The 13,627-nt window shown below is 64.1% G+C and carries 12 protein-coding genes; 5 read left to right on the forward strand and 7 right to left on the reverse strand.

Annotation, left to right across the window (positions count from 1 at the left end; genetic code table 11):
• Nucleotides 1-64 precede the first annotated feature (64 nt).
• The 5 genes from rpsD to murI all read right to left on the reverse strand — a co-directional run bounded on the left by rpsD (nt 65) and on the right by murI (nt 3,842).
• Entirely contained in the window at nt 65-682 is a 618-nt protein-coding gene (gene rpsD / locus ABIB66_RS11840; protein ID WP_007612106.1) for a 30S ribosomal protein S4, read from the reverse strand.
• A gap of 196 nt (nt 683-878) precedes the next feature.
• Nucleotides 879-1,646 carry an acyltransferase gene (locus ABIB66_RS11845; RefSeq protein ID WP_354058271.1) on the reverse strand — a complete coding sequence of 256 codons (768 nt, stop codon included), beginning with the start codon at nt 1,644-1,646 and terminating at the stop codon, nt 879-881.
• Nucleotides 1,647-1,751: 105 nt separating this feature from the next.
• Entirely contained in the window at nt 1,752-2,135 is a 384-nt protein-coding gene (locus ABIB66_RS11850) for a cupin domain-containing protein (protein WP_354208502.1), read from the reverse strand.
• A 74-nt stretch (nt 2,136-2,209) separates the two neighbouring features.
• A complete protein-coding gene (locus ABIB66_RS11855) occupies nt 2,210-2,983 on the reverse strand; it encodes an HpcH/HpaI aldolase family protein (RefSeq protein WP_354208503.1) in 774 nt (257 codons plus the stop codon).
• A 61-nt stretch (nt 2,984-3,044) separates the two neighbouring features.
• On the reverse strand, nt 3,045-3,842 hold the full coding sequence (murI, locus tag ABIB66_RS11860; RefSeq protein WP_354208504.1) for a glutamate racemase: 798 nt from the start codon (nt 3,840-3,842) through the stop codon (nt 3,045-3,047).
• Nucleotides 3,843-4,016: 174 nt separating this feature from the next.
• On the opposite strand from murI, the gene ABIB66_RS11865 reads away from it, so the two are divergent.
• Nucleotides 4,017-4,565 (forward strand): cytochrome b, encoded by a 549-nt coding sequence (locus tag ABIB66_RS11865; RefSeq protein ID WP_354208505.1) that lies wholly within the window; start codon nt 4,017-4,019, stop codon nt 4,563-4,565.
• 66 nt (nt 4,566-4,631) lie between these two features.
• The gene (locus ABIB66_RS11870; protein ID WP_354208506.1) at nt 4,632-5,273 is read left to right on the forward strand and encodes a glutathione S-transferase family protein; all 642 of its coding nucleotides are present in this window, start codon (nt 4,632-4,634) and stop codon (nt 5,271-5,273) included.
• Nucleotides 5,274-5,291: 18 nt separating this feature from the next.
• Here the strand turns inward: ABIB66_RS11870 and ABIB66_RS11875 are convergent, their stop codons facing one another.
• Both ABIB66_RS11875 and ABIB66_RS11880 read right to left on the reverse strand, forming a co-directional pair.
• Nucleotides 5,292-6,098: a Crp/Fnr family transcriptional regulator gene (locus ABIB66_RS11875; RefSeq protein ID WP_275170088.1), complete on the reverse strand. Its 807-nt coding sequence runs from the start codon at nt 6,096-6,098 to the stop codon at nt 5,292-5,294.
• 276 nt (nt 6,099-6,374) lie between these two features.
• Nucleotides 6,375-7,472, reverse strand: a complete 1,098-nt coding sequence (locus tag ABIB66_RS11880; protein WP_354208507.1) for a SecDF P1 head subdomain-containing protein — start codon at nt 7,470-7,472, stop codon at nt 6,375-6,377.
• A 267-nt stretch (nt 7,473-7,739) separates the two neighbouring features.
• Between ABIB66_RS11880 and ABIB66_RS11885 the strand changes: the two genes are divergently transcribed.
• The 3 genes from ABIB66_RS11885 (at nt 7,740) to ABIB66_RS11895 (ending at nt 13,508) form a co-directional block, all read left to right on the forward strand.
• The gene (locus ABIB66_RS11885; protein WP_354208508.1) at nt 7,740-9,647 is read left to right on the forward strand and encodes an acyl-CoA synthetase; all 1,908 of its coding nucleotides are present in this window, start codon (nt 7,740-7,742) and stop codon (nt 9,645-9,647) included.
• A gap of 165 nt (nt 9,648-9,812) precedes the next feature.
• On the forward strand, nt 9,813-11,660 hold the full coding sequence (locus ABIB66_RS11890) for a caspase family protein (protein WP_354254860.1): 1,848 nt from the start codon (nt 9,813-9,815) through the stop codon (nt 11,658-11,660).
• A gap of 39 nt (nt 11,661-11,699) precedes the next feature.
• Nucleotides 11,700-13,508: a caspase family protein gene (locus ABIB66_RS11895; RefSeq protein WP_354208510.1), complete on the forward strand. Its 1,809-nt coding sequence runs from the start codon at nt 11,700-11,702 to the stop codon at nt 13,506-13,508.
• Nucleotides 13,509-13,627 lie beyond the last annotated feature (119 nt).

A 13,627-nucleotide genomic window follows, 5' to 3' on the forward strand; every position in this document is an offset into this window, starting at 1 on the left:
CCAATGAAGTGTGGCTCTTAAGCAAAAAGGCCCCGGCGAACCGGGGCCTTTCGATATTCAGATCTTAGCGCGAATAGAATTCGACGACCAGATGCGGCTCCATCTGCACCGGGAACGGCACGTCCGAGAGGTGCGGGATGCGAATATATTTGGCGGTCATCTTGCCGTGGTCGACTTCGAGATAGTCGGGGGTGTCACGCTCGGAGAGCTGGCTGGCTTCGAGGACGTGGGCGAGCTGCTTGGAGGCTTCCTTGACCTCGATCACGTCGCCGATCTTGACCAGATAGCTCGAGATGTTGACCTTGCGGCCGTTCACCTTGACGTGGCCGTGGTTGATGAACTGGCGCGCGGCGAAGATCGTCGAGACGAACTTGGCGCGGTACACAACCGCGTCGAGACGGCGCTCGAGCAGGCCGATCAGGTTCTCGCCGGTATCACCCTTGAGGCGGCTGGCCTCGACATAGATGCTGTGGAACTGACGCTCGGAGATGTTGGCGTAATAGCCCTTCAGCTTCTGCTTGGCGCGCAGCTGCACGCCGAAGTCGGAGAGCTTACCCTTGCGGCGCTGGCCGTGCTGGCCGGGGCCGTATTCGCGGCGGTTCACGGGGCTCTTCGGGCGGCCCCAGATGTTCTGGCCCATACGGCGATCGAGCTTGTACTTCGCCTCACTGCGCTTAGTCATCGCGTCCTCTTCAGGTACATGGTTTGAGGAAACGCGCCCTCCTGTGTGACGGGCTAGGCCGGCACTGACAGGTCCGATCCCAAAGCTTGAGGGACAGGACCACGGGTCGCGAAACGCATCGCGGGCCGAAATCGGCCCGCGAGCAAGCGGCTTTTAGGAGGATTTGGGGCTCGCTGTCAATGCGAATGGCCCGGAATCACGTCCCGACTGCCCGGATCGGCTTCGACCCGGCCGCCCGTAATTCGGCAGCAATTTCAGTGTTCAGGACCTGTTCCAGCCGGGTCAGGACCCGGGCGATCGGGGCGGCGTCGGTCACCCGGTGATCCCAGCGAATCACGACATGGATGGTCTGGTCGGGCCCGACCACCCCATAGCTGACGATGAAGGGGCCGGGCGTGATGGGGTGAAGCTCGCCGCCGCCATAGGCTGCCACCGAGCTCACCGCGAAGCTGCCGAACCAATTGCCGCGCTGCCGGCCGAATTTCAGCCCGATAGCCCAGGACAGCCGCCGCAGCGGCAGCGGCAGGCGGGTCACCCGCATGATCTTGCGGAACATGGGAATTTCGTCGATCGGGGCGGTCTTGGCGCGCCGGATCTCGGCGTCGACCGCAGCCAGCGTCATGGCCTCGGGAGCCACGATTCGCTGCGGGATCACGCATTCCTCGCCGCCCTCGACCCGGGCAATGGCCACCGACGCGACGCTCTTCGGCAGCTCGTAGAGCGACGGCCAGGGCCATTTGGCATAGACGGTACGCAGGACCGGCTCGTCCCTGGCGACGAGGGCAAAAGCCTTGACGAACATGGCCGCCCAGCCGGCTGGCGCCATCGCGCCCGCGCGGGCCTCCAGCAGGCGGCCGATATCGAGCGAACGGGACAGGGACACGAAGGGCACGCCCATCGAGGCGTGCATGAGGTCGACAATCAGGCGACGCGGCAGCGAAATGGTCTTGGACGTCCCGCGCATCGCTCTTTGGTTTCCCCTGATTAAAGTTTGTGCAGCGAGCGGAGTTCCCGCCCGCCGCCTGCTCTAGCACGAACCAACCCGCGTGGGGCCGGTCGGTTCGCCGCATCAGGGCGCCGGCGAGGCCAGCGGCTTGGTCTTGTCGACGACGTAAACTCCGAGCACTTTCATAGCCTTGTCGCCGTGGGCTTTGGCGTCATGCACGACACCTGCCGGGATCTGGTAGGAATCGCCGGCCTTCAGCGTCTTTTCCGGCTGCCCGTCGATGAGGAGATTGAGCTCGCCTTCGAGCACGTAGCCGGTCTCGATGCCAGGATGGGTATGGCGACCGGCCGCGCCGCCCGCCGGGACTTCCGCGATGGCCGTGATGGTGTTGTAGCCATCCGGAAATTCGACCTTCTGGAGCGGGGTGCGCTTGATGCCGGGCTGCTGGGCGAAGGCGGCAACGGCAAGGCCGGTGAAGGCAAGAGCGAGCAAAGTCTTTTTGAACATGGTTTTTCCTCCCTGGAACGACCGACCCTAGTAGCGCGGTGGTTCCCGGCAAAACTCCCGGCAAGACTCAATGGCTAGCCCTTGATTCCGTCGAACGCCGCCATGATGCCGCGCTGGAACAACGACCAGTCGAAGCCGAGCGCGATCGCGCGGTAGCCGCGGTCGACCAGAGCGTTGGCCTGGTCTGCGGTACGCGCCACGCCGCCAATCGGCACGCCGCTTCTGAGGATGCCGGCCTCGGCCCGCGCCACCAGCTCCAGCAATTCCGGATCGTCCATCTGGCCGCGCTTGTTGATGGAGGTGGCGAGATCGCCGGGGCCGATCACAGCGACGTCGATGCCGGGCGTCGCCATGATCTCGTCGATGCGGTTGACGGCGTCGACGTGCTCGATCGTGATCATGCAGATCATCTCGTCATCCGCGCTCGCCATATAGTCCGGCATCGACTGGCCCCAGCGGAATGGCGCATGGAACGGACCCCAGAGCCGATCGCCGCGTGGCGGATAGCGCACGCTGCGCACCGCTTTCTCAGCCTCCGCGCGATTGGTGATCATCGGGAAATTGATGCCGAAGGCGCCGATGTCCATCGGTGCCTTCGCAAGCCATGGCTCGTTCGCCGCGATCCGCACCAGCGGCGTGCACGGTGTGCCGGTGGTGGCCGCGATCATCGCATGTGCTTCGGTCAGTCCAATCGGGCCGTGCTCGAGATCGACGATGATCCAGTCGAGCGAGCGCGCCATGATCTGCACGGTCTGCACGCTCGGGATCGTCGCGATCGCACCGAAGGCGGGGCGACCCTCGCGCCAGAGCTGGCGGAGACGGTTGAGCGGCGTTGCGGAGACCGACATGGGAAGAACCTGCAGGAAACGACGACGGCGGAGCCTAGCAGCGCGCCGTCGAGGCGCAAGGTCAGGCTGGAATGCGGCCGCCGAAGAACGGCATCAGCACGGCCGAAAGGCCATGCACGCGGTTCGAGGTGAAGATCATCTCGGCGCCGGATTGCGCGATACCATCGGTGTGCGGGCCGAGCAGATCCGAGACGCGGCGGGCGATCGCGGGCGCCGGATCGATCCAGTCGACCGGCCAGGGGGCCAGCTTTCTCAGCCGGTCGAGCAGCAGCGGGTAATGCGTGCAGGCGAGCACCACGGTGTCGGTGCGTGCGCCTGCGTCGCCGGCATCGCCGACGAAACACGGGGCGAGCTCGGCGAGGATGGCGTCGTCGCTGACGGGAGAGCCGTTGAGCTCTGCTTCGGCCAGCGCCGCCAGCTCGGGCGAACCGACCAGTGTCACCTCGCAGCCTTGCGCGAAATCGCGGATCAGCGCCTTGGTGTATTCGCGCTTCACCGTGCCCTTGGTGCCGAGCACCGACACCCGCCGGCTCCTCGACTGCGCGCAGGCTGGCTTGATCGCCGGCACCGTGCCGACGAAGGGCAGGGAATAAGCGGCGCGCAGATGCGATAGGACCAAGGTGGACGCCGTGTTGCAGGCGATGACGACGAGGTCAGGATCGTGCGTGCCGATCAATTCCCCCATCAGCGGCACCACGCGGGCGATGATCGCGTCCTCGCTGTGGTGGCCGTAGGGGAAGAAGGCGTCATCCGCGACGTAGACGTAATGCGCATCGGAGCGCGCGGCCACGACCTCACGCAGGACCGTGAGCCCGCCAAGGCCGGAATCGAACACCAGAATCGTCGGGGAATTGGTCACGTGATCACTCTAGCCCGACATGGTTACCATTCGGTTTTTGGGGCGGTTTTGCGGCAGGGGCGCTTAAGGCTAATTTGCAGCGATTCGATTTCGCGATTGCCGCATGGGTTCCGGTATCAGCTGCCGTACTGCGGTGCGGATAGGGACAGGCCCGCAAAACTCCGGAGAGCCGACATGATCAGAAATACCAGTCACGGCTGGGGCAGCATCTCCCGATGGCTGCACTGGAGTCTGGCGCTGACCATCATCGGCATGATCGGCTTCGGGTGGTGGATGAACCACATCCCGGCGCGTCCCGACCGCTTCTTCTACCGCTCGATCCACGCCGATATCGGCTATGTGATCCTGCTGCTCACCGTGCTGCGCCTGGTGTGGCGCCTCGTCAACCCGACACCGACCATGCCGGCCGAGACCTCGCGCTGGCAGAAGGTCGCGGCCCATATCAGTCACGGCGCGCTCTACCTCGCCGTCATCGTGGTCACCATGTTCGGCTGGGCACATTCCGGTGCGCACGCACCTGATTATTCGGACTTCTTCGGCCTGTTTCACGTGCCGCAATTCACCGCTCCCGACCGCGCGGCGGCGGGCGCCTATGAAGACCGCCACATTCTCTTTGCCTATGTGCTGCTCGCCTTGATCGCGGTTCACGTGATCGCCGCCCTCTGGCACCATTTCATCCGCCGCGACCGCGTGGTAGCGCGGATGGTGACGGACGAGGCGTAGTCGCAACCGCACCTGTGCGTTCTCGTGGCACATCCTATGTTCTGCTTCATGTCTTCAGGAGGCCTCATGCTCACCGTCCATCATCTAGGCAAGTCGCAGTCCGAGCGAATCGTCTGGCTGTGCGAGGAGCTGGGAATTCCCTACGAGCTGAAGCGCTATACGCGCGATCCCGTCACGATGCTGGCTCCGGCCGAGTACAAGGCGCTGCATCCGGCTGGTACGGCGCCTGTGATCACCGACGGCGAGCTGGTGCTCGCGGAATCCGGCGCTGTCGTCGACTACATCGTTGCAAAATATGGCAACGGAGGACTCGTGCTCGGTCCCACTGATCCCGCCTTCGCGCAATTTCTGTATTGGCTTCATTTCGCCAATGGCACCCTGCAACCCGGCATGGGACGAATGATGATCCTGAGCCGGCTCGATCTCGCCAAGGACAATCCGACCCTGCTCGCGATGAAGGGGCGTCTCGATCGGGCCTACGATCTACTCGACGCAAGGCTTCGCGAGGCTGAATATCTTGCGGGCAGCGCCTTCACGACTGCCGACATCATGACGGTGTTCTCACTCACCACCATGCGCTACTTCCAGCCCTACGATCTCCAGCGCTGTCCGAACGTGGTCGAATATCTCGGCCGCATCAGTGCGCGGACGGCCTATCGACGTGCGATGGAGAAGGGCGATCCGGGCATGGCGTTGCTGCTGAGCTGAGCGGCGACGCGCACTCGATCACGCGATCCTGTTCGTGGTGGCCGCCCGCTCGGACGCCAGCTGATTCTGCAACCGATCGATGTTCTGCAGCAGGCGCTGGCTGGTCAGCACCAGGAAGTAATAGCCGAACTGCGGATCCTGGAAGTAGATCTCGAGCAACCGGTCATAGGTAATCGTCAACACCTGCCCGTCTTCGATGCATTCAATCGTTCCGGTGCGCCGGTTGCCCGGCGTGAGGAAGCCGAGCTCACCCATCAGCGCGCCCGGCATGATCTCGATATTGATCTCCTTGACCAGGAACTTACCGGTGACCGTGAGGAGCATCTCCTTGGCTGGATCGCCGAGTTTGAAGAGCGTGTCGCCGCGGCGATATTTGCGTTCGGTCATGAACGGCTTGAGCCATTCGATCGACATGTCGCCTTCGGCCGCATGGCGCGCCTTCTTGACGAGTTTGAGCATCTGCCGCAGGCGCAAGGCGTTGATGGGTAGCAGCAGGAGATAGAGCAGGAAGGTCGAGACGTTGGCGGAGAGCGCGCCGAAGACGGCGAAGAACGCGCAGCCGATCATGTTGGCGACGCGCAGCGGCACCATCGTCCGCATCAGGAGGGTGGCGACGAAGAAGCCGGCGCCCACCGCGGCGAACATATTGGCCAGCGTGATGTTCTGGACGAAGATCTCCAGCATCCGATTGAAGATCGAATCGTAGGTGACGTTGTTCGGATCGAGGCCCATCTGGACCAGGATCTTCGCGATCCTGAGGTTATCCGTCGCCGCCTCGAGGATGCGGTCGAGGATCGACGAAATGTCTGCGCTGCCGGACGGCATGGTACTATCCCCGCGTAAGGCCTTCAGTCACGGTCGTATTCTCGACACCTATAGCCGAAATCGAACGACGACCGCTTGATGAAGCTTTCGGCCGCCGTGCCGCAAGAGGCAAATTTTAGCCTGATCGGGCGTTTCGGCAATTGCCTGTTTGACGGTGTGTATGGCCGTGGCGCGCCCGCGATTCGGGGTCCACCGGGTACGAGCCTCTGTGTGGTGGATCTCGGCTGCCGACGGGGCGGGGCGGGACCAGGCGTGGGCGTGGGGCGAGCCCCCGCCTTAGGGTTTGGCGGCGGGCTGCACGACCTGCTGCTCGACCAGGCCGAGGTGCCCGGGCAGCGAACCGGCGCGCAGCAGCATGGCGACGCTGTTTGCTTCCTCCAGGGTGAAATTGCCGGAGATCTGGCCCGAGCCGCCGGTGATGGGCTCGCGGATCACGGGGGCGGAGATCACCTTGCCGTCGAGCACGATGGCGAAGGGCTTTGCGATATTCTCCTCGGTGATGTGGGCAAAGCGCCGCGTGCCGCGGCCATTGAAGCGGAACGAGGCGATCGGCTCTTTCGTGGCACTCGCAAACCCAGGGCCCGCATAGCTGATGTCGTCGCCGTCGAGCGCGCTGTCCTTGGCGACCAGATAAAGGCTCTTGTCCTTGAAGCCGGGCAGGACTTCCGTGCCCGCCGGCGGCGTGCCGGATTGCGCATGCTCAGGCTGCATCGAGAGGTCGATCAGGCGGAAGCCGACCTTGACCCTTCGGGCGAAGACTGTGGTGACGCGCTCGGGCTCCATCACCCCGGGCAGGAAGATGCGGATGCGGTCGGTCCCATCGGGCTGGACGCTGGCGAGCTGGACGCCGGCCTCCTTCAGACGCTGCTCGATCATGGCGATGGAATCTTCGACGAGCTCGTGCAGCCGCGCGGCGGATGCTGCATCGGTCGGCGCGAGCCTGACCATTCCGTCGCTGCCGTTGGTCACGGCGAGTGCATGCGACGGCAATCCTTCCGCGGCTGACGCGAGCTTGCGTGCAAGCTGCTCGCGGCCCTTGACGTCGGCGATCTTCAACTCGACGCCGCCGTCGCGGATCGTAAGACCGGAGAAGGCGATCTTGCCCTCGCGCAGGGTCTTGTAGACGTCGTCGCGCAAATCCGTGACGACGCTCTCGCGCAGGCCATCGGTGTCCACCTTGTAGACGATGCGCGATCCGCCGAGCTTCTCCATCTTGTCGCTGATGAAGGCCGAGATCTTGGCGCGCATCTTGTCGATCTGGCCGTCCTCGGCGTGGGCCGCGCGGGGCAGAGCGAACGCCGGTGTCAAGATCGCCGCTGTCACGGCGAACGCGATGAACAGCCGGGTGGCGCAATCCCGCGGGGGCGTAGTCATGATCACCTCAAGTCTTGCGGCAGGACGCTGGCAACGGCTGGCAAGCATGCTGGCATGTGAGTCCGATGCCAGTTCTTGGTCCCCGGATCGGCCGCACAGGTTCAAAGGCTTTGCCGGAGCCCCATCGTCGCCGACGTTAGGTCATGGACGAACGCCAAATCATCGATCATTCTGCCCGTGCTCGGCCGGCCATCGGTCGAGGCCCGCGGGCCCAAAAAGTCAAAAGACAGGGCGTGGGGACATGCATCTGAGGGAGAACGGAATTCCATGGCGGGCATCCATGCGCTCGATCGGTTCATCGGCAACGACTATCCGGAGCTGGCAACGGACGCGGAGGTTCGAGCCTTCGAGCAAGTCCCTTACGCCGATCGCGTCGCGGCCGAGAGCACTTACGACGCCATCAGGCTGGGTGCGGCCCGTAACCCCGACGGGCCGGCGCTCCAGTTCCTGCAAAACGCCGATCCGGCCGACACGCCGGTCGTGGTCACGTACCGCGACTTCATCGCGCGCGTCACGCAGGCCGCCAACATGTTTCACGCGCTTGGTGTCGAGAAGGGCGACGTCGTCAGCTTCATGCTGCCGCTGGTGCCGGACGCCTTTGTAACGCTGTTCGGCGCAGAGGCCGCCGGCATCGCCAATCCCGTCAATCCGCTCCTGGAGCCGCACCAGATCGCGGAGATTCTGGAAGCGGCGAACACAAAAGTCCTGGTGGCGCTCGGGCCGATGCCGGGCACAGACATCTGGCAGAAAGTCGAGCAGATCAAGCCGCAGCTCAAGCATCTCAAGGCGATCGTACAGGTGTTCGGTGGCGGTGACCCGGGGAAGGGAGTCTTTGCCTTCAGCGACCTGATCAAGCAGCAGCCTTCGGACCGCCTTATCAGCGGGCGCAAGATTCTGGGCAACGACATCGCCGCCTATTTCCACACCGGTGGCACCACCGGCACGCCAAAGCTGGTGCGGCACACGCATGCCAACCAAGTCTATCAGGCCTGGGCGCTCAATCTGCTGCTGAAGTCGAAGCCGGGCGCCAACATGCTGTTCGGCATGCCGCTGTTTCACGTCGGGGGCTCGTTGACGCAGGTGCTGACGACGCTGTCGGCCGGCGGTTCGCTGGTAGTGCTGTCGCCGAGCGGATGGCGCAATCCGAGTGCGGTCAAGAACATCTGGCAGCTGGTCGAGCGCTTCAAGCCGGAGGCGCTGTCGAGCGTGCCGACGGTACTCGCCGCAACACTCGCGGTGCCGCCTGGCAACGCCGACATCTCCAGCCTGAAATATGCAGCCGGTGGCGGCTCGGCGATCCCGGTCGCGGTGGGGTCTGCGATCCAGGACAAGCTCAAATTGCCGGTCGTCGAGGTCTACGGCATGACCGAGACCTCGAGCGTGCACACGCTGGCCTATCCGTCACGGCCGATCCGGCTTGGTTCGGTCGGCCTTCCGATGCCTTACGCGCGCGGGCGCATCGTGCAGCTCGATGCCGATGGCCACCTGATCCGCGACTGCGCGCCGGACGAGATCGGCGTCGTCATCATGGCCGGGCCCGGCGTGTTCGGCGGCTATCTCAACGACGAACACAACAAGGGCGCCTTCGTCGACGAGGTCTGGGTCAATTCCGGCGATCTCGGCCGGCTCGATGCCGACGGCTATCTCTGGATTACCGGCCGCGCCAAGGATCTCGTGATCCGCGGCGGCCACAACATCGATCCGGCGCCGATCGAGGAGATCATGTTCCGCCATCCTGCCGTCGGCTTTGCCGCAGTGGTCGGTCAACCCGACGCCTATGCCGGCGAGCTGCCGGTGGGCTACGTGCAGCTGAAGCCGGGGGCGATCGTCGAACCGGGCGAGCTGGAGACATGGGTGCGCGAGCGTACGCCGGAGCGCGCGGCTGTCCCGGTGCAGGTCATCCCGATCGACCCGATGCCGGTGACGGGCGTCGGCAAAGTGTTCAAGCCGCAGCTGCGCTGGGACGCAGCCCAGCGCGTGTTTACGAAGGTGCTGACGCCGCTCGCCGAGCGCGGCATCGACTGCAAGGTCAGGGTCGGCGCTCACGGCAGCCACGGTTCGATCGCCACTGTGACGCTGGCGGGCCTGCCGGCGGATCAGCGCGAGGCGGTTGCGAGCGAGGTGCGCGCACTGCTTGCACCGTTCGTGATGCGCCACGAGGTGGTGCAAATGTAACGGACCCGACGGGCGGCTTTGGCGTCAGCCGAAAGCAGAGCGACGCTTCGCCGCATTATCCATCCCCCCGATAGAGCCCCTTATGTGACAAGTATCACATAGGAAGAATTGGTAATTGAGCGATGGTCCGAATAGTCTCGTGGAATTGCATCCGGGGGGACGCAAGTGATTCCGTTTCGGATATTTGCTTTGTTGATTTTGGCCATTGGCCTCGCCTGCGGACCGGCCCATGCGGACCGGCGGGTTGCGCTTGTCATCGGCAATTCCGCGTACAAGAGCGCGCCCAAGCTCGGCAATCCCGTCAACGACGCCACTCTGGTTGGCGGCATGTTCAAGAAGGCGGGATTTGATTCCGTCGACGTCAGGCTGGATCTCAGTGCCAGCGAGATGCGGCGCATGTTGCGTGAGTTCGCCGGCAGGACCCGCGATGCGGACATGGCGGTGATCTATTACGCCGGCCACGGCATCGAGCTGGAAGGCACCAACTATCTCATTCCGATCGACGCGACGCTGGAGACCGATGGCGACGTGCTCGACGAAACCATCCCGGTCGAGCGCGCGCTGTTCGCGGTCGAGCCGGCCAAGCAGCTGCGCCTGATCATCCTGGACGCCTGCCGCGACAACCCGTTTTCCAAGACCATGAAGCGGACGCTGGCCTCGCGCGCGATCGGACGCGGGCTTGCCAAGGTCGAGCCGACCAGCCCCAACACCATGATTGCGTTCGCGGCAAAGGCCGGTTCGACCGCGTCTGACGGCGATTCCAGGAACAGCCCGTTCGCCGTCGCTTTGGTCGAGCACCTTCCGAAGCCGGGCCTCGACCTGCGCAAGGCGTTCGGCTTCGTGCGCGACGACGTGCTCAAGAGCACCGGCTACAAGCAGGAGCCCTATGTCTATGGCTCCCTCGGCGGCGACGATGTGCCGCTGGTCGCGACCAAGCCTGCCGCGACCGGTCCGCAGGCCAATCCGCAGGATTCTATTCGCAGGGATTACGAACTCGCGCTGCAGCTTGCCACGCGCGACGGCTGGGAGGCCTTCCTGGCGCAATATCCCGAAGGTTTCTACGCCAATCTGGCCAAGGGCCAGATGAACAAGATCGCCGCTGAAGAGACGCGCGCGTCGGCCGAGCAAAAAGCGAATGCGGCCGAGCAGCAGAAGGCAAGGCTCATTGCCGAACGCGCCCAGAAGGCCGAGCAGGACAAGGCGGCCGCGGCCGCCAAGGCTGCCGAAGAGGCCCGGATCGCGGCCGAGAAGCAGAAGCAAATCGAGCAGGCGAAGGCGGACGCAGCGGAGCACCAGCGCAAGCTGGCCGAGGCTGCCGCAGCGAAAGCACAGGCAGAGAAGCAGGCCGCGGAGAGGGCCAAGGCCGAGCTTGCCGCCAAGCAGGCCGCAGAGAAGGCGGAGCAGGCTGCAAAGCCTGTGGCCGATCGGCAGATTCCTGAGGTCGAGCAAAAAGTTGCAGCCCTTTCACCGGCGCCGGCATCCACATTGTCGGCGGCTGATCTGACAAAATCCGTGCAGAGTGAATTGCGCCGCGTTGGCTGTCTGTCCGCCACCGCCGACGGCGACTGGAGCGCCGCCTCGCAGCGCTCGTTGACACTGTTCAACAAATATGCCGGTACACAGTTCGACGCCAAGCTCGCCAGCGTCGACGCGCTCGATGCGCTGAAAGCGAAGCCAGGCCGGGTTTGTCCGCTGGTTTGCAATTTCGGCTTCAAGGCGGATGGTGATCAATGCGCGAAGATCACCTGTCGCGCCGGCTATCGCGTCGGTGACGACAACGAGTGCGAAAAGATTCAGGAGAAGAAGCCGGTCGCCACGCGTGAGGATTCGCGGAGGCGGGATACGGACCGGAAGGACACAGAGTCCACGCCATCGAAGCCGCAAGCATCTGGGCAGATATTTTGCAATGCCGCTGGCTGCCGCCCTGTCGGCAAGGGATGCAGAATAGAACGCGCCAGCACCTCTGATGCGAGCTCAGTGATGTCTGGCCGGACGAAGGAAGTGTGCAATTAGGGTATCTCCTGAGTGGCCGCATAGGTCTGGGCGTTTTTCATGATTGTTCGAAGCCTATCGATATTGATGTGCGGTCTGTGGCTCGGGTGCGGCGCTGCCCTGGCCGACAAGCGCGTTGCGCTCGTCATCGGCAACTCCGCCTATAAAAACGCGCCGCGGCTCGCGAACCCGGTGAATGACGCCGGCCTAGTCGGCGGCATGTTCAGGAATGCGGGTTTCGATACGGTTGAGATCAGGCTGGATCTCAATGCCAGCGAAATGCGGCGATCGCTACGAGAGTTCGCGGCCAGGACGCGCGATGCCGACATGGCGGTGATCTACTATGCAGGCCACGGCATCGAACTGGACGGCAGCAACTATCTCGTTCCGACCGATGCCATGCTGGAAACCGACGGCGATGTCCTCGACGAGACGATCGCGCTTGATCGCGCGCTGTATGCTGTCGAACCAGCCAAACAACTCCGTCTCGTCATCCTCGATGCGTGCCGTGACAATCCCTTCGCCAAGACGATGAAGCGCACACTGGCCTCGCGCGCGATTGGGGGCGGCCTTGCCAAGGTCGAGCCGACCAGTCCGAACACGATGATCGCGTTTGCGGCCAAGGCGGGATCGACGGCGTCGGATGGCGACTCCCGCAACAGCCCGTTCGCGGTCGCGCTGACCGATCATCTGCCGAAGCCCGGGCTCGACTTGCGCAAGGCGTTCGGGTTTGTCCGTGACGACGTCTTGAAGAAGACCGGCAACAAGCAGGAGCCGTATGTCTATGGCTCTCTGGGTGGCAGCGATGTGCCGCTGGTGCCGGTGAGGCCGGCCGCCGTAGCCGGTCCGCAGGCAAATCCGCAGGACAGTGTGCGCAAAGACTACGAGCTTGCCCTTCAGGCCGGCCTGCGTGAAGCTTGGGAGGCATTCCTCCAGACCTATCCGGACGGCTTTTACGCCAACCTCGCCCGCGTGCAGTTGAAGAAGATTGCTGCCGAGGAGGATCGCACGGTGGCGACCGAGAAGGCGCGTCTGGCCGAACAGGAGAAGGCGAGGCTCGCGACCGAACGAGCCCAGAAGGCCGAGCAGGAGAAAGCCGCCGCCGCTGCCAAAGCCGCGGAAGAGGCGCGGATTGCGGCCGAGAAGGCCAAGCAGATCGAGCAGGCCAAGGCGGAGGCGGCCGAACGAGATCGCAAGGCGGCGGAAGCTGCCGCGGCCAAGTCGCTCGCGGAGAAGCGGGCGCTGGAGAAGGCGGCAGCTGAGGCGGCAGCGAAGCAGGTAGCGGACAAGCAGGCGGCTGATTCCGAAGGCAGGAAGGTCGCCGCGCTGTCGCCGCCGCCGCCAAGCGCTCCGCCACCCGGCGACCTCGCGAAATCCGTCCAGAACGAATTGCGCCGGGTCGGCTGTCTTTCGTCCGCCGCTGACGGCGACTGGAACGCTGCAACGCAGCGCTCGCTGACACTGTTCAACAAATATGCCGGCACCCAGTTCGACGCAAAGCTCGCGAGTGTCGACGCGCTCGATGCGCTGAAGGCGAAGCCGGGGCGGGTCTGCCCGCTGGTATGCAATTTCGGCTTCAAGGCCGACGGCGATCAATGCGCGAAGATCACCTGCCGCGCCGGCTATCACGTCGGCGACGACAACGAGTGCGAGAAGATTCAGGAGAAGAAGCCGGTCGCGGCGCGCGAGAATTCGAAGAGGCGCGACAGCGACCGCAGAGATGCTGAGTCTACGGCGCCAAAGTCACAAGCCTCCGGCCAGATGATCTGCAACGGCGCCGGATGCAGACCGGTCGCGAAGGGCTGTCGCCTTGGGCTCGTGCCCAATGCGAACGCCAGCTTAAAAATCACCGGTGAGGTCTGCAACTGAGGTCTAGGCAGCGGTGATGTCCGGCCGGACTAGACACGCCTGCGATTGAGGTGAGGAGACGACACGAGCCTTGCATGCCTCGCCGCAAGCGATCATCATCCCCAAAAAAATGGGGGAAA

It is taken from the genome of Bradyrhizobium sp. F1.13.3, from assembly GCF_040548265.1.
Classification (GTDB): Bacteria; Pseudomonadota; Alphaproteobacteria; order Rhizobiales; family Xanthobacteraceae; genus Bradyrhizobium.